Below are 19,126 nucleotides of genomic sequence, written 5' to 3' on the forward strand. Positions count from 1 at the left end.
CTGCTGTATTCCTTCCGCGGCGGTCACCTCTTAAGTCATCGCACTGCCTCAAGGAGTGTTACGCCCAATCCGCGTGGCCCGAGTCACACCCCATGTGCGGCGAATGCGACCAAAGGTGACATCCCTCAACAATTGAGCCGCCGGACCGCGAGGGTCCGGCGACACATGGTTCGTACACCCTGGCCGTACCGTGGTTAGTGCTCGCGCGGCGCCGGCACCACCCGGTCCACCTCGGGGTGGACGACGAGCAGTTGACGCATGGCTGCCTCGGCACCCGCCGCGTCGCCGGTCGCGAGGGCGTCGACGATCCGGACGTGGTGACCGAGGGACGCCTCGCCGGGGCGGTCACAGCCGGTGACCGGACCACCCGAGACCTGGAGGGCGGCGGAGACGATGCCGGAGAGATGTTCGAGCATGCGGTTGCCGGCGGCCTGGATCAGCAGAGAATGGAACTCGGCATCGGCTCGCGAGTAAGTGATCACGTCGCCTTGCGCGAGCGCGTGCCCCATGATCTCGACCATGTCACCGAGCCGCTGCTGAATGTCCTCACGGCCGTGACCGGCGGCAAGGCGAGCGGCGAGCGGTTCGATCGTCCAGCGGAGCTCACCCAGCTCACGACGCTGGTCGTCGCGCTGCGGGCCGAAGGCTCGCCATTCGATGATGTCGGGATCCAGCAGATTCCAGTCACTGACCGGACGGACCCGGGTACCCACATTGGGCCGGGCGCTGACCAGCCCCTTGGCCTCGAGAACGCGCAGAGACTCACGCACGACCGTGCGGGACACCTCGAAACGCTGGCCGATCTCCTCCGGCACGAGCGGGCGATCGGCGCCCAGATCACCGGAGACGATCATCTGACCGAGCTGCTGAACGAGCTGTCCGTGGAGGCCACGGCCGCGGCTGGCCGAACCCCGTCGGCTCGCCCGCCCCAGCTCTGCATCGGTGCCGTCCCACGAACGGATGGCGGCGCGCTCGCCGGCCGGCGCCTCCGTGTAGGGGTAGCGGTCGAGTTCACCCGAGCCGGCGAGGCCGGAATCAGCGGAGCGGGCGGCGGTCATCATGGTGTGCGCAAGGGTACTCACGCATCCTTTGTCGGCGCGGCTCGCCCGCCCCTTGAGGTCTTTGGTGAAAAGCACACGAAAGGGTGATCGGCGCCCACCCCCCAATTGACGCCTTATCTGCATAAAACGGGCACCCTCAAGGGACTTCAAGGTCTCATGACCAGGTGGCCGCGTTCCGTGATCACCAACGGACCCTGCCGCGAAGGCTGGTGAACACATACGCACAGATGAGGACCGAGAGCGACAACGACAGCGCCGCCCCCACGGGGTGCGCGACCACGCGCACCCCCGCCATCACCCAGGAATCCATCCCGTCCGGCCACTGCACCCAAGCCAGTTCGCGGAGCCTGCCGGGGAGCCCCAGTACCGAATGGCTGGCCGGCCCCGACAGCACCCTCCGGACGAGCGGAACGACGAGCACGGGCACAGCGAGCACCGCGGCGACTCCGGCGGCTGTCACCCGGAAGATTCCGGCGGCCAGCAGACCCGCCCAGGCGCAACCCACGTTCAGGCCCGCCCAACTCGCTGCGAGAAAAGCCGCATTCGACGGAAAGCCGACCAAGTCGCCTCCGTACACAAGACGGAGTGCCTCGGCGGAGGCCGCCGCAACGATCAGAGCGAGGAGCAGCGCGACGCCCGCGGAGACCGCCAGCTTGGCCATGAGCAGACCGAGCCGGCGGGGGACGGTGCCCCGGCCCGCCGCAAGCGCGGGATAGCGGAACTCGTCGCCGAAGGAGAGCGCGCCGAGCAGCCCGGCGCCGACAGCAGCAGGCGGCAGGGGCAGCACCGCGGGCCAGGCCGCAAGCACGTTCGGCAGCGGGGCATGGCCGGTGCGGGCGAGCAGGACGGAGAGCCCGACCGAGACGACCAGAACGGCCGCCATGATCAACGTTGTCGTCCTGACACCGAAGAGACGGCGCAGTTCGTAGCGGACCGGCCGGTGCGGGCCACGGGCCGGTCGTCGGCGGATCGACGGCACGTGTTCCGGACCCGGGACGGGCGATGCCGTTCGCGGCGCAGCTTCCGGCTCGGAGGCAGTCGGCTGCGGTTGCGCCGGTGCCGCGTCCGGGCCTGACGCGGGTGACGCCCGCCCCGGCGAGACAGCCTCCGCTTCGGGAGCGGTGGCCGTTGCGGGGCCGGTGTCGGCGATCTCGTCGGCGAGCTGATGAACGGGTACACCGTGACGGAATGCGGTGTCGCCGATCTCCGCGCACGTGCTGCCGTACACCGAGAGGCGGCTGCCCGCTTCGGTGACCACCTCGACGGAACGCCGGGCCACGCGCGCCTCACGGCTCACGACTGCGGCGAGCCGTGCGGCGTGCGGAGTCCGGACTACGACGCGGGGGCGCAGCCGGGTACGCGAGAAGTCGACGGCGTCCTGGTCGGAGACCAGCCGCCCGGCGTCGACAGTGACCACATGGTCGGCCGCGCGCGCCGCCTCCTTGGGGTCGCAGGTGGTGTAGAGGACCGTTCCTCCTTGCGCGGCATGGGCACGCAGGAACCCGTGCAACCAAGCGTTCTCGCGTGGCGAGAGCCCCTCTCCGGGATCGTCGAGGATCAGCGCATGGGGGTCTCCGAGCAGCGCCGACGCGAGACCCAGCCTGCGGTCCATGCCGAGCGAGAGCGCTCCGAGGCGCTGGTCGCCGAGCCCGGCGAGGCCGACGGCGTCGAGCAGCTCGTCGGCCCGGGAGGCGGGTACGCCCGCTGCGGCGCTGAGCATACGGAGCTGACCACGGACGGTGCGGACGGGATGGCCGGGTACGTCCCCGAGGAGCACTCCCACCTCACGGGCGGGATGCGGGATGCGGTGCAGTGGTCTGCCACGAAAGTAGGTGACACCGCGCCCCGACTCGATTTCGAGCATCAGACGGAGGGCTGTGGTCTTACCGGAACCGGGAGCGCCGAGGAGTGCCGTGACGCGGCCGGGTCCAGCTTCGAAGGTGAGGTCGTCCACGGCGGGCGGACGGCCGCGGTGGGGGGCGCTGGTGAGTCCGATGGCCTGAAGCATCGCTTCTCTCGCGGGAGGTGAGACCGCTCGGCGGCAGGGCGAATACCGCAGCACGATAACCCGGCATATCGGACTTTTAGTGCATCGTCGGTCCCGCGGGCGTTCCGCGAGATCAGACTTCGGGCCTCAGCATCGGTGGATTGAGCACGGTGGCCGCGCCGGCCCGGAAGAGCTGGGCGGGTCGCCCGCCCTGGCGGGTGGTCGTTCCGCCGGCAGGCACCAGGAAACCGGGGGTGCCTGTCACCTTGCGATGGAAGTTCCGCGGATCCAGAACCACCCCCCAGACTGCTTCATACACCCGGCGCAGCTCTCCGACCGTGAACGCAGGCGGGCAGAAAGCGGTGGCCAGCGAGGAGTACTCGATCTTGGAACGTGCCCGCTCGACGCCGTCGGCGAGGATCTGAGCATGATCGAAGGCGAGCGGGGCGGGCTGCTCACCCTCGCGGCCGAAACCGCCCTCCGGCCCGAGCAGATCCTCGACGGGCGCCCACCGAGCACTGTTCGCGTCGCCGCCCGCGCGGGGAGCGGGCAGGTCGGGGGCGAGCGCGAGGTGAGCGACGCTGACGACCCTCATCCGGGGGTCGCGCTTGGGGTCGCCGTAGGTGGCGAGCTGTTCGAGATGGGCACCGTTGCCGACTGCCGGAGTCGCCGGGTCCTGCGCGCACAGTCCGGTCTCCTCGACGAGCTCACGCGCCGCAGCGGCTCCGAGGTCCTCATCGGCTCTCACGAAGCCACCGGGAAGTGCCCACCTGCCCTGGAACGGGGACTCGCCGCGGCGAACCACCAGCGCACAGAGCGCATGACGGCGCACGGTGAGCACAACCAGGTCGACGGTGACAGCGAAGGGCGGGAAGGTCGACGGGTCGTAGGGCGGCATGCCGTGATCATAGTCGTCTGCCTGACGATAAACACTCCCTTCGTCATGATCTTCATCCACCTCGGCCCCGGAAACTGGTCGGCTCGCCGCCCGCGCGATGGGAGTCGTCCTCCGGCACGCAACGGCAGCACCCCGCAGGCCGTTGCATGCCGGTGCGCAGAAGCTGCGCACCGGCGGCTCCCCCTCGTCGCTCTTTTCGCTGCTCTTTTCGCTCACGCTTTCCGTGCCTGCTCAACTCGATGCCCCGCGCCGCGCCCCCGTTCCCCTGACGGACACCGGGCGATCGGTATCCATGGTCATCGGCCGCCCCCGGTCCCACCGCGACCGTGGGCCCGCGACTCACGGGCACGGCGTCGCGCGACCGCCCTCGGCCGGGCCGGGCCGGGCTGCGTCTTGTTCCGCCTCACCGCCGGCGGGCGTGCTGTCCGGGGCCGGACGACTCGCTCGGCACGATGGTGACCGCGCTCCTTCTGCTCGCCGCTCTCCCCGCGCAAGCAGCGGCGCAGAGCCTCCGGATCGAGTCCTTCGTTGCACGCCTGATGGAGCAGTTGAGCGAAGGTGTAGTCGGGGTCCACCCGGAGGGCGAGCCCCAGTGCGACCCGGGCGCCCGGTTCGTCGCCCGTCGACCAGGAGACCCAGCCGGTCAGGGTGAGCGGCGCAGCAGCGTGTTCCTCGTACGGTCCGACGCACCGGCGTGCGAGCGCCCGCCACAGCCGCAGGGCGGATTCCGCTTCGGGCCCTTCCATCCATTCCGCGGCCTTGTCCCGGGTCTCCCGGTCCTGGAGACCGAGGATCACCGCAGCGGCCTCGTCATTACTGATCAGCGAGTCGTCCTGACTGTCGGCTGCGGAGGGCGCGGCCGACGGCGCGTCCCGGAGGCGTTTCATCAGGACGCGCGCGAGCCCGAGGGTCTCGCGAGCCACTTCCTTGCGTCCCTCCTCATCGAGGATCCTCGGCACCAGTGCAGCGCCGGCCAAGTCGAGGGCCTGCGGTTGCTCTGCCACGGCCGGGGTCTTCAGAGGCGCCAGTCTGGCTTCCATCTCCCTCAGAGATCCCCGGACCTGAATGCCCGCGTAGGTGGCGGCGGCCGCCATCACCGAAGTGCCCGGCAGGGACAAACCGTTGCCTTCGCTCGGGCAACAGCGTGCGTCCGGACAGCAGTAGGACCAGTAGCGTCCGCCGGAGATGCAGAGCGCTTCGAGGACGGGTACATCGAGTGCCCCGCAGGCCGTGCGCAGACGCTGGGCCAGCGGCCGCAGCCGCTCCATCGTCTGGCCGGGGGTCTCTCCGTCGGCAGGATCCTGGCAGAGGAAGACGACGATCGCATCGGGGTGCTCACGGCGTCGCTCGCTCCCCTTGACCAGGCACTCGGCGAGTTGCTCTGCGACGTGCGGCCATTCCTGCGGCGACTGCGGAATTCCGAGCCTGAGCCGCCCGCCGAAGCGGCCCCGGCCGCCGTGCAGAGCGACCATGACCACGCTGTCGTTCGGATAGAAGCCCATGAGATACGGAAGGGCATCGGCGAGTTCGGCGGGCCCGCGCAGAGTGATCTGCTGCTCGTCGGCCGGTCCGGTGGATTCGTGGTGCTTGTTCATGGCATGACCGTCCCGCGGGCAGCAGAATTCCGCGACCCCCTGTGGATAAGTTGTCCACAGGGTCGCGGGGTCGTTCGCCGTTTGTCGTAGCCATCGGGTTGCATGGGGGCATGACCAACGCAGACCGCGCAGAGCTCAGGGCTTCGGCCGATTCCGTACTGGCCCGACTCGTCGGGGACACCACCGGCACTGCCCGGCTGCGCGAGGACCAGTGGCGGGCCATCGAGGCGCTCGTCGCGGACAAGCGCAGAGCGCTTGTCGTCCAGCGGACCGGCTGGGGCAAGTCCGCCGTGTATTTCGTCGCGACCTCGCTCCTGCGGGCGGGGGGCAGCGGCCCGACAGTGATCGTCTCTCCACTGCTCGCGCTGATGCGCAACCAGGTCACGGCCGCGGCCAGGGCCGGCATCACCGCCCGCACGATCAACTCGTCCAATACCGAGGAGTGGGACACCGTCCAGGCCGAGGTGGCAGCGGGCGAGGTGGATGTGCTGCTGGTCAGCCCCGAGAGGCTCAACAATCCCGACTTCCGGGACCAGGTCCTGCCCCGCCTCGCCGCCGCCACCGGGCTGCTCGTGGTCGACGAGGCACACTGCATCTCCGACTGGGGCCACGACTTCCGGCCCGACTACCGACGGCTGCGGACCATGCTCGCCGATCTGCCCGCAGGGGTGCCCGTGCTCGCGACGACCGCCACCGCGAACGCGCGGGTGACGGCGGATGTCGCGGAGCAGCTCGGCACCGGGGCGGGTACGGACGCGCTGGTGCTGCGTGGGCCGCTGGACCGCGAGAGTCTCAGCCTCGGCGTACTGCAACTACCGAACGCCGCGCACCGGCTGGCCTGGCTGGGCGATCACCTCAAGGAGCTGCCCGGCTCGGGGATCATCTACACGCTCACAGTGGCGGCCGCCGAGGAGATCACAGCGTATCTGCGCCAGTGCGGACACACCGTCGCGTCCTACACGGGCCGCACCGAGAACGCCGACCGGCAGCAGGCGGAGGACGACCTCCTGGCCAACCGGGTCAAGGCTCTCGTCGCAACGTCCGCGCTCGGTATGGGATTCGACAAGCCCGACCTCGGCTTTGTCGTGCACCTCGGCTCTCCCTCCTCCCCCATCGCCTACTACCAACAGGTGGGCCGCGCGGGCCGAGGCGTCGAGCACGCCGAGGTACTGCTGCTCCCGGGCAAGGAGGACGAGGCGATCTGGCAGTACTTCACCTCGGTCGCCTTCCCTCCGGAGGAACAGGTCCGGCGCACGATCGATGCGCTCGCCCAGGCCGGCCGACCGCTCTCGCTGCCCGCTCTGGAACCGCTGGTCGACCTTCGGCGCACACGGCTGGAGACCATGCTGAAGGTGCTCGACGTCGATGGCGCGGTCAAGCGGGTGAAGGGTGGCTGGACCGCCACGGGAGAGCCCTGGGTCTACGACTCCGAGCGGTATGCCTGGGTGGCACGCCAGCGCTCGGCCGAGCAGCAGGCGATGCGCGACTATGCGACGACGACCGGCTGCCGGATGGAATTCCTGCGTCGCCAGCTGGACGACGAGGAAGCGACGGCATGCGGACGCTGTGACAACTGCGCGGGGGCACGCTTCGACGACCAGGTGTCGACGGCCGCCCTGGACACCGCACGGGGCGAGCTCGGCAGGCCCGGTGTCGAAGTGGAACCCCGCAAGATGTGGCCGACCGGTCTCGCGGCGGTGGGCGTCGATCTCAAGGGCCGTATCCCGGCGGGAGAACTCTCCTTCTCCGGACGGGCGCTCGGCCGTCTCTCCGACATCGGCTGGGGCAACCGGCTGCGCCCGATGCTGGCTTCGCCCACACCTGACGCACCGGTTCCGGACGATGTGGCGAACGCGGTGGTGACGGTGCTGGCCGACTGGGCCAAGGGACCCGGGGGCTGGGCGTCCGGCGCAGCCGATGCCGTACCGCGGCCGGTGGGGGTCGTCGCGGTCGCCTCGCACAGCAGGCCACAGCTGATCCAGTCGCTCGCCAGCCGGATCGCCGAGGTCGGCCGGATGCCGCTGCTCGGCAGCGTCGGCTATGCCCCCGGGGCCGACGGGGTACGGATGTCGCAGACCAACAGCGCGCAGCGGGTGCGTGCTCTGCATGAGGCGCTCGTCGTGGAACCGGAACTGGCAGAGGCGTTGGCGTCGGCAGGGGGGCCGGTGCTGCTCGTGGACGATCTCTCGGACACCGGCTGGACGCTCGCCGTGGCAGCGCGGCTGTTGCGCAGGGCCGGTGCGGAGGGGGTGTTTCCGCTGGTCCTCGCCGTTCAGGCGTGACAGGGGCGTCACCCGTCCGCGGTTTGGGCAGGGATATCCGTGTCATTCCCGCCGATTTCCGTCAGCCGCACCAATTGCTCGTTGCCGCCTGCCGATACGCCAGGAAGAATTGAACTCGCTCCCCGCACGGTCCTTTCGCGGCCCGGAAGGGCTGTGCCGCGGTGCGCCCCACCCAACCCTGCCCGCACCGTGGGCGCGTATGCGAAGGGAGGATCGTGACCTTCGGATTCGCTCCGTCCGCAGCCACTTCGATGTCGGCGTCCTCGGTGTCCGCCGACTCCGCCAACCGCCTTGCCAGAATGCTCGAACCGGCCGAGTGGGCCGCTGCGGGCATACCGTTGCTGCGCAGCCCGCGCGAGGTGGTCAGCGGCCTGCATACCCGGCACCGACCGACCCCGGAGACCGCTGTCGTCGCCGTACTCGACCATGAGGAACGCCTCACGGCCAGCGCCTCGTTCGCCCGTCGCTCCGTCTCCGCGGACGGCTGGGAGTTCCGGAACGCACTGCTGGCGCATTTGCGCCGGGTCATCCCGCACGATCTGCGCCGCCGCACACCCGTCCGCACTGCGGTACTGCTCTACTGCCGCGAGGGCGACGAGCGGTGGACGGAGGAGGACGGGGCGTGGATGTGGGGTCTGCGGGATGCCTGCACGCTGCACGGCCTGCGGTGCGGCGCGTACATCACGCTGACGCGTGGCGGGTGGCAGGTGCTGGGCGAGGGCCGGGGCGGCCGTCGGCCCAACTCCATATCGCCGCCCGCGGCTCTCGCCGACACGGTTGCCGAGCATGATCCGTTCCCGCTGCGCACCGGCGGCGGCGCGGCAGAGGCACTGCGACGCACCGCGGCCCGCTGACCCGGGTCGTGGGCCCGGCCGCCCTGTCGGGCAGCCGGGTCACCACGGCCGTGCGCGTCGTTCGGCTCAGACGCCGACGCCGAGTACGGCGTTGACCCGCTGCGGGTCACCGCAGACGACCAGTAGTGCTCCGGCACGCTCCCTCGCGAGAGGCAGCGCACGGGCGGTGGCGTCATCGACGCCACCGTTGACCGCGACGATCACCACGGGGCGGGCCTTCACCCGGTCCGCAGCCACGGCATCGGCGAAGAAGACGTCGTCGCCCGCATCGTGCTGGGCCCAGTAGGCGGCTTCTCCGAAGGAGAGTTCGTGCACCGCCCACGGGTGCTGCTCACCGGTGGTGAGCACCAGGATGTCGCCCGGTGCGCGTCCGGAGTCGAGCAGCAGATCGACAGCCTCGTCGGCGGCGTCGAGCGCACTGCCGGCCGAGGCCGGGATCAGCTGGAACTGCGGCGCGGAACGAGTCTTCGACCGGGCAGCCTGGGGCTGACCGGAGGTGGAGTGCGGGCGCTGCGCCGGGGGCGCGGGCCTCGCGGGGCCGGGACCCGGACGACCGGGGCGCGGCGTGGCCGCGGAACGCGGGCCGGGTACGGGACGGGGGGTCGGCGCGGTGCGGCCTGCGGCCGGATTGACGCGGGGACCCTGGGCGCTCTCGTGAATCTGAGGCTCCTCGGGGATGAGAGGCATGGGTGGTTGTCTATCAAACGCCGGCGCAGAGGGCGTCGGCGGGTGGGCACAAATGCGCGATCAGAAGTCGAAGCCGAGCTGGCCCCCGCTTTCCAGTGCAGCCGCCTCGGCGGAGATGCGGATCTTCTTCAGGTGCTGCCACCTGGGCAGCGCGTCGAGGTAGGACCACGAGAGGCGGTGCAGGGGCGTGGGCCCCAGCGCCTCCAGAGCGGCCCTGTGCACGGGGGACGGGTAGCCGGCGTTCGCATCAAACGCGAAGACGGCGTACTCCCCCGATTCCGCGCCCAGTTCGGCCATCATCGTGTCCCTGTGGACCTTCGCGATCACCGAGGCGGCCGCGACCGCGACGCAGGACTGGTCGCCCTTGATGACGGTTCGGACCGTCCAGGGCTTTCCCAGGTAGTCGTGTTTGCCGTCGAGGATCACCGCGTCGGGGCGCACGGGCAGCGCTTCGAGGGCGCGCACGGCGGCGAGGCGCAGCGCCGCGGTCATCCCGAGCTCGTCGATCTCCTGCGGCGAGGCGTCACCGAGGCCGTAGGCCGTGACCCAGGCCTGGAGCAGCGGCGCCAGCTCGGCGCGGCGCTTCGGGCTGATCAGCTTGGAGTCGGTGAGCCCCGCGGGGGGCTTGCGGAGGCCGGTGACAGCCGCGCACACGGTGACCGGTCCCGCCCACGCTCCGCGTCCGACCTCATCGACACCGGCGACGGTCTTGGCACCAGTGGTAGCGCGCAGTGAGCGCTCGACGGTGTGCGTGGGTGGTTCGTACGGCATGGCGCCAGTCAGCGTACGCCGACGCGGGCGCCACGAACACCCCCGGGGCGCCGGACCGTCGTCCGACCCGCGGCGTCGCTCCGACGGAACGCTCACGGTCCGGCTGCCACCGGTTGCACTCAGCTGCCGGAAGGCCGGAGCAGCGGCACCATGATCTGATCGATCAATTCGGCGATGTACGCATCCGGCCATTCGCTGCCGCACACCTTGCTGCGGTACATCATCATCGCGGGGATCACGTCCAGGGCCAGGTCGCTCGTCGCATCGGAGCGGACGTCACCCCGCTCGACACCCCGGCTCACAACCTTCCGAAAGAGCTCGGTGGAGGGCTGGATCACACCTTGGAAGATCACGGCCTGGAAGCGGCCGGAAGCGCTCGAATCGCACTCGTGAAGCACGGAAAGCAGGGCGGTTCCGGGCGTGGAGAGCATGGCGTCGCGCAGCCGTCGGCCCAACTCGTAGAGATCTTCGCGAATGCTGCCGCAGTCGGGCGCCTCACCGACCGGGGGCAGCGCCGCCCGCAGCGCCTCCGCCACCAGATCTTCCTTCGAGGGCCATCGCCGGTAGACCGCTGCTTTCCCCGTCTGGGCGCCGGCGGCGACACCCTCCATCGTCAGCCCGTTCCAGCCCACGGTGCTCAGCTGTTCCAGCGCGGCATCGAGAATCGCGCGTTCCAGTACGGGACCACGGCGGCGCAGCGACACCACCGACGGCCGAGCGGCGGCCGCCGAGTGCGAAGTATCCATCAGCTTCTCTCCATCGAGACGGGTGGGGACGTCGAAGCGGGACTGAGCAGATCCCGTCCCGGCGATGTGCGGGCGCATCCCGTCACCGGCACATTCAGTGAACGCTTGCGTTCACTGAAGGGGACTCACTACCGTTGACGAGACAGTGAACGCACTCGTTCACTAACTCACTTGTGGGGGATCCATAGTGACAACCTCTCAGTTAGAAGCACAGAGTCCGCCGGGCGCCGCCCGACAGCAGGGGCGACGGGGGATCGCCCTCACAGTCATCGCCGCATGTCAGCTGATGGTTGTGCTCGATGCCACGATCGTCAACATCGCGCTTCCACACATTCAGGACGCGCTCAGCTTCTCCACCACCGATCTGTCGTGGGTTCTCAGCGCATACACGCTCACCTTCGGCGGACTGCTCCTCCTCGGCGGCAGGGCGGGTGACATCCTCGGCCGCCGTCGGGTCTTCATCATCGGCATTCTGGTCTTCACCCTGGCCTCCCTGCTGGGCGGACTGGCACAGGAACCCTGGCAGTTGCTCGTGGCCCGGGCCCTCCAGGGTGTCGGCGGCGCCATCGCCTCGCCGACATCGCTGGCCCTGATCACCACCACGTTCCCCGAAGGACCCGAGCGGAACCGCGCCTTCGGGGTCTTTGCCGCAGTCTCGGCGGGCGGTGGCGCGATCGGCCTGCTGGCAGGTGGGATGCTCACCGAATGGCTCGACTGGCGTTGGGTCTTCTTCGTCAACGCACCGATCGGTGTGCTGATCGCGATGCTGGCACCGCTGTACATCAGCGAGTCCGAGAGGCACCCGGGCCGCTTCGACATCTCCGGGGCTCTGACGTCGACCCTTGGCATGGCCTCGCTGGTGTACGGATTCATCCGGGCCTCCGAGGAGGGCTGGCGGGACTCCTTCACCGTGGCATCCTTCGCCGCCGCGGTCGTACTGCTGGCCGCATTCGTCCTCATCGAAATGCGGGCGAAGGAACCGATCACGCCGCTGAAAATGTTCGCCGACCGCAACCGGTCGGGGACGTACCTCATCATGCTCAGCCTGGCCGCCGCCATGCTCGGCATGTTCTTCTTCATCGTGTTGTTCGTGCAGAACGTGCTGGGCTACAGCCCCGTCGAATCAGGGCTGGCCTTCCTCCCCGTGACGGTCGCGATCGCCATAGGGGCAGGGCTGTCGCAGCGGCTGTTGCCTGTCCTCGGCCCCAAGCCGTTCATGATCGCCGGATCGACGCTCACCGGGATCGGCCTGTTCTGGCAGACGCTGATCTCCCCCGACAGCTCGTACGTGAGCGGCGTATTGGGGCCGATGGTCCTGTTCGGCTTCGGCATGGGGCTGAACTTCGTCACTCTGACCCTGACCGCGGTATCCGGAGTCGCCCAGCACGAGGCGGGCGCGGCGTCCGGACTGCTCAATGCCAGCCAGCAGGTGGGCGGTTCGCTGGGCCTCTCGATTCTGGTCACCGTCTTCGGCACAGCGAGCCGCAACGAGGCGGAGAAGCAGATTCCGTCGTTCATGGCGCAGGCGACACCGGAGCAAAAGGCGACGTTCGCCAAGTCGCAGGAACTGCCTGCACCGTGGGGACATGAAGTGCTCACCCAGGGCATTTCGACTGCCTTCACGGCAGCGGTGGCGATGGCGGCCGTCGCCCTGCTGACTGCGGTGCTGGTGATCCGGGTGCGCAAGAGCGACTTGGACGCGCTGAGCGGCAAGGCCTCCGCAGGAGGACCTGGCGCATAACGCAGCACGACGCGTGTCGCCACAGGCGCCCGATCAGCAGGGCGTATCGGCGAGGAAGCGCCCGTCGGCGCAGGTGCAGGACGTACCGCGAAGGGTACGTCCTGCACCTGTCCGGATCGCCCGGTAGGACTCGGACCGGCCCCCGGCACAGTGCGTGCCACGCAATGCGGGATGAGTACGGGTCGGTCCGGGGCGGTCAGGGGTCAGTACGGGTCGTAGGAGTCGTCGCCCTCGTAACCGCTGCGCTCGCTGTCGCCCTCGCTCCCCGGCCCCCGGCAGTCCGTCACAAGGGCATTCGCGCTCCGCTTCTCCAGAATGTCGCGTGCCCGCGCCTCGCCCCAACTGGTGGCGTACCACGGTGCATCGGACGCACGGAGCGTGTGCTGGATCTCGTTGAGGGCGCAGGACCGCAGCGGTTCGGGAAGCCTGTCGAGAGCCGGTACGGCGTCGGCCGAGAGGCCCCGGAGGTAGTCGATGTCGATGGTGTGATGGCTGCGGTAACGCTGCACGTTCTGTTCCGCGATCAGCCCGTCGGGCGAGACCAGACCGAACGTGAGCACGGCGGCGGCGGCGCTCGCCGCCACGGCGCGCGGCAGCATACGGGCGCCGAACACACCCGCCGCCATGATCAGGATGAGCACCACACCCAGCCAGAGTTCCACCGCAGCCACGGATATGCGCAGCCGGGTCAGGCCGTAGGCATCGACGTACAGGTCCATGCGCCGCAGCGCAGAGGCGACCACCACGAGAGTGAGGAAGCAGAGCGCGCCGAGGACGGTCCGTACGAGCGTGCGGTCGCGCGAGTGCCCGCGCGGTGCCCAGCGCAGCGCGAGCGCGATGACCAGGAGGGTGAGCAGGGTCGCCCACAGCAGCTGCCAGAAGCCCTGGCGGGCGTATGCGGAGTAGCTGAGATCGGTCTCGGCCATCACCTTGTCGTACCCGCCGAGCAGCACGGTGAGCTGGATGGCGATGAAGACGGCGAAAAGCAGATTCAGCACGATGAGCGGCAGCGCCCACTCCAGGCGCCCGCGGGGCTTCCCGTCCCGCACGGTGATGTCGTCCCAGCGCACCGGGGCGGCGGCGGTGTATGCGGCGGTGAGCGCACCGACCAGACCAACCGCGAACAGGAAGAACCGCCACGGGGCATCGCCCAGCGATACGTCGGGAATCAGGTTGCCGAGCACATCGGCGAACGCGGCGTCCGCGCTGGCGAAGAGCGTTCCGAAGACGATGAGCAGGCCGATCGCCACCACAGTGGAACGGAACACGACACCCCACCGACCGCGGGAACCGGTCATACGGTCGCGAACACCACTCACTCCCCACCTCAGTCCCCCGGCCACGGAGGAGAAGAGGCCCACCGAACCGAGGAAAACGCCGAGCCAGCTACGGCTGCCATGCAGCGTCAGCGAGCCCAGCGCGACGGCCGACACAACGGCGAGGAAGGCGGGCCAGCCCGCGTCCCTGAGCGCCGGGACCGCGAGCAGAGCAAGGCCGCCGACCGCCCAGACTGCGGACCAGGACCGGAGCCGACGGCCCGCTGCCTGCGCGGCGAAGCAGGCCGCGAGTGCGGCGGGGACTGCCACGATCAGCAGGTTCGGGCCGAGTCCGTCACCGAGCAACAACGCGCTGAGGAGCCCGGTGGCGACAGCCGCCCAGAGCGTGGCGTTACGAATGGCGGCCGGGCGGGCCGGGCGCAGCCGCGACAGCGTACCGGCTGTCTGCCGACTGCTCTGCCATGGGTTGGGCTGCTGCGGTTGCCACCCTTGAGGCGCATACGCCGGGACCTTCGGCGCCTGCGGAACGGCGTCCCGGGACGCCGGCGCCTCGGACGGCTCCGGTCGCTCCGTCGGCTCCTCCGCCGGATCCGACTCCGCCGCGCGAGACGGTTCCGACGTACGCGGCGGCTCGGGCGCCTCCGGCTGGGCGGCTGATTCTGACGCGTGATCGGGCATGGGACCCCTCCCCACCGAGGTCCGCTCACACGACAGCTGAACAGTGTGAGCAACCCGGCATCTCATTCGGCACACGCCCGTCATGATGATCATCGCGGGCGGCGTGGCCGAAAGATTAGCCCCCTGCTACCGCTCGCAGGCGCCCGCGGCAGGGATGTGTCAGTACCGTGACAGTCGGCCCGTCTCAGCTGCGGCCAGGGTGGGGAAGCCAGTCCGGCAGCTCTTCCGCCTGCGCCGACCAGTCGGCCGGCGGTGCGCCCGCCTTGCCCGCCGCGACGACCCCACCGACGATCGCGCAGGTCGTGTCCACGTCCCCGCCCGCCTGAGCGGTCACCCAGAACGCCTTCTCGAAGTCGCCGAGGCTCCGCGCCGCAGACCAGAGAGCGAACGGCACCGTGTCATGTGCACTGGTACGGCGCCCGTTGCCCAGAACCGCGGCCACAGTCCCGGCATCGCTGTAGTCGAGCATGTCGCGGGCCCGGCGCAGCCCGGCACCCACCGCGCTGCGCGGTACGAGCGCGACCACGCCGTCAAGGAGATCCTCAGGGGTCGGTGGCCCCCCGGGCGCGGCTGCGAGCGAGGCGGCCGCCGCCACGGCCATCGCACCCACGACGGCCTCCCGGTGCTGATGCGTGGTGTACGAGGAGATCTCCGCCTGGTGCGTGGCCTGCTCGGGGTCGTCCGCGTACCAGGCGCCGAGGGGGGCGATGCGCATCGATGAACCGTTACCCCAGGAGCCCTGACCGTTGAAAAGCGCCGACGCCAACTCGCGCCAGTCGCCGCCCTCCCGGATCAGTCGGAGCATCCGGTTCACGGCGGGGCCGTATCCCCGGTCGAAGTCGTGATGGTCGGCGAAGGAGTGGGCGAGCGCGTCCTGGTCGATACGGTCGTGCCCGACAAGCACGGCCAGGACCGAACAGGCCATCTCCGTGTCATCGGTCCATTGCCAGGGTCCGGGCGGCAATGCGCGCTGTTTCAGGAGCGGATAGTTGACGGGCACAAAGAACTGGGATCCCAGGGCGTCTCCCACGGCCAGCCCGCGCAGGCTGGCCAGGGCGCGCTCGAAGCGTGTGGCGGTAGCGGAGTCAGCGGTCATCGCCCTTCCACTCTATCCGGTGATGCCGTAGGGCTCAGGGGTGCGCCACCGCTCGAACGGCCGGTCAAGTGTGTAGCGGCCGTCCTCGCCGAGTATCAGCGTCCGCTTGTCCCCGTTGCCGGGATTGGACAGTGACTCGAATTCGGCCACCGTCCAGTGGAACCAACGCATGCAGAACAACCGCATCGTCAGTCCATGGGTGACGAGCAGAACGTTGGGCGGATGGTCGGGGGCTTCGAAGCTCCGGTGCAGACTCTCCAGAAATGCTCCGACCCGGTCGTACACGTCGGCGCCGGACTCCCCCTGCGCGAAGCGGTAGAAGAAGTGCCCGTAGGCATCCCGGTAAGCCTTCTGCAGTCTTACGTCCTCGCGGTCCTGCCAGTTTCCCCAGTCCTGTTCACGCAGCCTTGGCTCCTCCCGCACCCGCACCCGCTCCAGGTCGAGGCCGAAGGACCTGAAGGTCTCGTGCGTGCGGCGGTAGGGCGAGACGTACACGCTGACCCGCTCCCGGCCGAAGAGTTCGCGCAGCTGTGCCCCGGTCTCCCTGGCCTGCCGCAAACCCGTCGCGGTGAGCCGCAATGCATGGTCGGGCTCGCGCTCGTACACCGTGTCATCGGCATTGCCCTCGGACTCGCCGTGCCGGACGAGGACAATGCGCTGCGGTCGTGCCATGTACAGACCCTAGATCGATTCCAGCTCATTTAGCTGTCCGGACCCCGTCCGATGTATGTCGCCGGTGAAACGGCGCCGCAGAGCCGGTCGGGAGACCACCAACGCCCCGGCCGGAGAGACAGGGCTCTTCTTCAGCTCCCGCACCGGCCCGAGCGCCACGTGGTTCACGGGCGCGTCGAGCAGCAGCAGATCCACGGGGGCCGGACCTGCGGACGGCCGAGCCCGAACCGCCTGCGCTGCCCACGGAGGGCGATCTGCCGGGTACCCGCAGGTCCTGGACGCGGAACAGCCCGTTGTCGGAGACATCGCCGACCGGCTCGCCGACGCAGCCCAGGCTGCCGCCCCGGCACGTCGTTCAGCACTCGCCGCACCGCGGCAGGACCCGGCTGATCACGAGCGGAACGGCCCCGGGTGCCGTCGGCTCAGACCGTCCAGGAGGGCTCGAGCTGCACGACGTCCCCCGCCAGAGCCGCCACATCGTCCTCGGTCTGCGCCCGGTGCGAAAGGCGTTCGAGGCTCCCCGGCCGGTACTTGCCCCGCTCAGCGCTCGAATTCCACATCGACAGCACGAGGAACTCGTGCCCCGGCGCTTCGCCGAACACGCCGCGCAGCATTCCGGGCGATCCGGCCATCGCCGGATTCCACACCCGCTGCTGCATCAGCGCGAAATGCTCCACACGGTCCTCGTGCACGGTGCTGTGTGCCACTCTGACCACGTCCGCATCAGTGAAATGTGGCTCGAAGCCGGTCTTCACGTCGAAGCGGCACTCGAACAGTTTGACCTGGATGTCGCTGTACGTTCCGGACTGCGCCGCAGCCAACTGGTCATGCGCACGCGCCATGAAGGAGTCGTAGAAGACCCGGTTCTCCCAGAACGCGAACACATGGGCAACCTCCGGTCGGCACCGGCTCCATCCGCCTCCCTGTCCCCTGAACCCCGGCTCACCGAGCAGCTCCGCCCACTTTCGCTGCCCACGCTCGAAGCCACGACGATCCATCACGGTGCAGCGAATCCACTTGACCAGCACCGCGCCATCGTACGGCGCCGAACGTGGCGCGGGTCACGCTCTGCCGGAGTGCACCCGAACCGGTCAACACGGACCGGAGAATGATCTCCATGACGGCCTTCCACGCCAACCCTCTGTTCGCGCGCCTCGAATCGGCCGAGCGCATCCTCGTAGCCGGGGCGGGTGGCGGCTTCGATATCTACGCGGGCCTGCCGGTGGCGCTCTCCCTGCTCCATCAGGGCAAGGACGTCCGGCTCGCCAATCTGTCGTTCAGCGCGCTCGAAGGGCTTCCCCTCGACGCCTGGCTGGCACCGGACGTCGCAGTCATCACCCCCGAAACGGCCCTCCATCAGGCGTACTTCCCGGAACGCACCCTCGCCCAGTGGCTCGATCTTCACCACTACCCGAGCACCGTGCACGCCTTCACCCGGGTGGGAGTGCAGCCACTGCGCGCCGCCTACCGGGCGCTGATCGAGCGGTACGACATCGATGCGGTCGTCCTCGTCGACGGCGGTACGGACATCCTGATGCGCGGCGACGAAACCGGGCTCGGCACCCCGGAGGAGGACCTGACCAGCGTCGCCGCACTCGCCGGAATCGACGTATCGGAGCGCCTGGTCGTCTCCGTCGGCTTCGGAATCGACGCGTACCACGGGGTGAGCCACGGACTCGTCCTGGAGAACATCGCCGCTCTCGAACGCGACGGTGCCTGTCTCGGCGCATTCTCCGTCTCCCGTACGACGCGCGAGGGCGCCCTCTTCGTCGACGCGGTGGCACACGCCCAGGAGCACACGCCCCAGCATCCGAGCATCGTCAACGGATCGATCGCCGCGGCGGTCCAGGGCGCTTTCGGGGAAGTCCAGTTCACGTCACGCACCCGTGGCAGTGAGCTGTTCATCAACCCGCTGATGACCCTCTGCTTCGCCTTCGAGCTGGAAGGGCTGGCGCGCCACTGTCTCTATCTCGGCCGCATCGAGAACACCCACCTGATGCGGCAGGTCAGCAGCGCGATCGAGCTCTTCCGCGAAGAGATCAGCCCGCGTCCACCGCGCCGCATCCCGCACTGAACGGGCCGGGAACAACAATGGCCCGATTCCGTCACCCGCGCCCAAGCCGGTTGGCTCCGGGGGCAGTTACGGACATGATCAGGTGGTACGACCGGTCCGACGGCCCAGCGGCAAGGAGGGAAGCCCGATGAGCACTCCCAACAAGGACATCGAAAAGGTCGAGGTCAGGCTCAAGTGGGACCCGAGTTCGCCGGGTGCGCCCGCTCACGACCTCGACATCATTGCGGCGACCTACCGGGCGGACGAACCGTCCGGCAGCCCCTCGTATCTCGTGCACTTCGACAGCCGCTCGCCGGACGGCACCATCACGCTGAACCGCGACAGCAGGACCGGCCAGGGTCTCGGTTTCGACGAGGTGATGACTCTGGAACTGGAACGGCTGTCGACCGCGTACACCCGGGTCGTGGTCGGAGTGGTCATTCAGCAGCGCGACGGCCGGAAGACGTTCGGCGACATAGCCAATACCGGCGTGCAGATTCGCGAGGGCTACACGAACCTGGCGGAGGACGACTTCTCCGGGGTCGCCACCGCCACCGCGGCGACCGTGGCCGAGTTCGTCCGGGACGGATCGGGCGTCTGGACGTTCCACGGAACGGTCCAGGGCTTCGACGGCGACCCCGGTTCGTACGCCGCGATCATGGGAAGCCACAAGCCGGGCATCTGACAGCTCGAGCCCCGGCAGGACGGACGCCGAGGGCGGTGGAGTC

At 69.4% G+C, this 19,126-nt stretch carries 17 protein-coding genes; 5 read left to right on the forward strand and 12 right to left on the reverse strand.

Annotation, left to right across the window (positions count from 1 at the left end; all coding sequences use genetic code 11):
• Positions 1 to 194: 194 nt before the first annotated feature.
• The 4 genes from OG972_RS11515 to OG972_RS11530 form a co-directional block, all read right to left on the reverse strand.
• A complete protein-coding gene (locus tag OG972_RS11515) occupies positions 195 to 1,082 on the reverse strand; it encodes a FadR/GntR family transcriptional regulator (protein WP_266980728.1) in 888 nt (295 codons plus the stop codon).
• Between the two features lie 160 nt (positions 1,083 to 1,242).
• Positions 1,243 to 3,069 carry an ATP-binding cassette domain-containing protein gene (locus OG972_RS11520; RefSeq protein ID WP_266980730.1) on the reverse strand — a complete coding sequence of 609 codons (1,827 nt, stop codon included), beginning with the start codon at positions 3,067 to 3,069 and terminating at the stop codon, positions 1,243 to 1,245.
• 112 nt (positions 3,070 to 3,181) lie between these two features.
• The gene (locus OG972_RS11525; RefSeq protein WP_266980732.1) at positions 3,182 to 3,946 is read right to left on the reverse strand and encodes an NUDIX domain-containing protein; all 765 of its coding nucleotides are present in this window, start codon (positions 3,944 to 3,946) and stop codon (positions 3,182 to 3,184) included.
• Positions 3,947 to 4,242: 296 nt separating this feature from the next.
• Positions 4,243 to 5,541 (reverse strand): DUF4192 domain-containing protein, encoded by a 1,299-nt coding sequence (locus OG972_RS11530; protein WP_266980734.1) that lies wholly within the window; start codon positions 5,539 to 5,541, stop codon positions 4,243 to 4,245.
• Between the two features lie 110 nt (positions 5,542 to 5,651).
• Between OG972_RS11530 and OG972_RS11535 the strand changes: the two genes are divergently transcribed.
• Positions 5,652 to 7,823, forward strand: coding sequence for a RecQ family ATP-dependent DNA helicase (locus OG972_RS11535; RefSeq protein ID WP_266980736.1), 2,172 nt, complete (start codon positions 5,652 to 5,654; stop codon positions 7,821 to 7,823).
• A gap of 215 nt (positions 7,824 to 8,038) precedes the next feature.
• Positions 8,039 to 8,677 (forward strand): hypothetical protein, encoded by a 639-nt coding sequence (locus tag OG972_RS11540; RefSeq protein ID WP_266980738.1) that lies wholly within the window; start codon positions 8,039 to 8,041, stop codon positions 8,675 to 8,677.
• A gap of 66 nt (positions 8,678 to 8,743) precedes the next feature.
• On the opposite strand, the gene OG972_RS11545 is transcribed toward OG972_RS11540, so the two are convergent.
• The 3 genes from OG972_RS11545 to OG972_RS11555 all read right to left on the reverse strand — a co-directional run bounded on the left by OG972_RS11545 (position 8,744) and on the right by OG972_RS11555 (position 10,881).
• Positions 8,744 to 9,364, reverse strand: a complete 621-nt coding sequence (locus OG972_RS11545) for a hypothetical protein (protein ID WP_266980740.1) — start codon at positions 9,362 to 9,364, stop codon at positions 8,744 to 8,746.
• 60 nt (positions 9,365 to 9,424) lie between these two features.
• Positions 9,425 to 10,135: a ribonuclease HII gene (locus tag OG972_RS11550; RefSeq protein WP_266980742.1), complete on the reverse strand. Its 711-nt coding sequence runs from the start codon at positions 10,133 to 10,135 to the stop codon at positions 9,425 to 9,427.
• Positions 10,136 to 10,254: 119 nt separating this feature from the next.
• The gene (locus tag OG972_RS11555; protein ID WP_266980744.1) at positions 10,255 to 10,881 is read right to left on the reverse strand and encodes a TetR/AcrR family transcriptional regulator; all 627 of its coding nucleotides are present in this window, start codon (positions 10,879 to 10,881) and stop codon (positions 10,255 to 10,257) included.
• A 187-nt stretch (positions 10,882 to 11,068) separates the two neighbouring features.
• Here OG972_RS11555 and OG972_RS11560 point away from each other — a divergent pair, with 187 nt between their 5' ends.
• On the forward strand, positions 11,069 to 12,622 hold the full coding sequence (locus OG972_RS11560; protein WP_266980745.1) for an MFS transporter: 1,554 nt from the start codon (positions 11,069 to 11,071) through the stop codon (positions 12,620 to 12,622).
• Positions 12,623 to 12,825: 203 nt separating this feature from the next.
• On the opposite strand, the gene OG972_RS11565 is transcribed toward OG972_RS11560, so the two are convergent.
• The 5 genes from OG972_RS11565 to OG972_RS11585 all read right to left on the reverse strand — a co-directional run bounded on the left by OG972_RS11565 (position 12,826) and on the right by OG972_RS11585 (position 17,373).
• Positions 12,826 to 14,577, reverse strand: coding sequence for a DUF4153 domain-containing protein (locus tag OG972_RS11565; protein ID WP_266980747.1), 1,752 nt, complete (start codon positions 14,575 to 14,577; stop codon positions 12,826 to 12,828).
• Positions 14,578 to 14,761: 184 nt separating this feature from the next.
• Positions 14,762 to 15,673: an ADP-ribosylglycohydrolase family protein gene (locus OG972_RS11570; protein ID WP_266980749.1), complete on the reverse strand. Its 912-nt coding sequence runs from the start codon at positions 15,671 to 15,673 to the stop codon at positions 14,762 to 14,764.
• Positions 15,674 to 15,685: 12 nt separating this feature from the next.
• A complete protein-coding gene (locus OG972_RS11575; RefSeq protein WP_266980751.1) occupies positions 15,686 to 16,345 on the reverse strand; it encodes a histidine phosphatase family protein in 660 nt (219 codons plus the stop codon).
• A 9-nt stretch (positions 16,346 to 16,354) separates the two neighbouring features.
• The gene (locus OG972_RS11580; RefSeq protein ID WP_266980753.1) at positions 16,355 to 16,540 is read right to left on the reverse strand and encodes a hypothetical protein; all 186 of its coding nucleotides are present in this window, start codon (positions 16,538 to 16,540) and stop codon (positions 16,355 to 16,357) included.
• Between the two features lie 227 nt (positions 16,541 to 16,767).
• Complete coding sequence (locus tag OG972_RS11585) at positions 16,768 to 17,373, reverse strand: YdbC family protein (RefSeq protein ID WP_266980755.1); 606 nt, start codon at positions 17,371 to 17,373, stop codon at positions 16,768 to 16,770.
• A gap of 89 nt (positions 17,374 to 17,462) precedes the next feature.
• On the opposite strand from OG972_RS11585, the gene OG972_RS11590 reads away from it, so the two are divergent.
• A complete protein-coding gene (locus OG972_RS11590; protein ID WP_266990420.1) occupies positions 17,463 to 18,419 on the forward strand; it encodes a DUF1152 domain-containing protein in 957 nt (318 codons plus the stop codon).
• A gap of 127 nt (positions 18,420 to 18,546) precedes the next feature.
• Positions 18,547 to 19,083 carry a TerD family protein gene (locus OG972_RS11595; protein WP_266980757.1) on the forward strand — a complete coding sequence of 179 codons (537 nt, stop codon included), beginning with the start codon at positions 18,547 to 18,549 and terminating at the stop codon, positions 19,081 to 19,083.
• Positions 19,084 to 19,126 lie beyond the last annotated feature (43 nt).

The organism is Streptomyces sp. NBC_01669 (assembly GCF_026339735.1).
GTDB classification, from domain to species: domain Bacteria; phylum Actinomycetota; class Actinomycetes; order Streptomycetales; family Streptomycetaceae; genus Streptomyces; species Streptomyces yanii.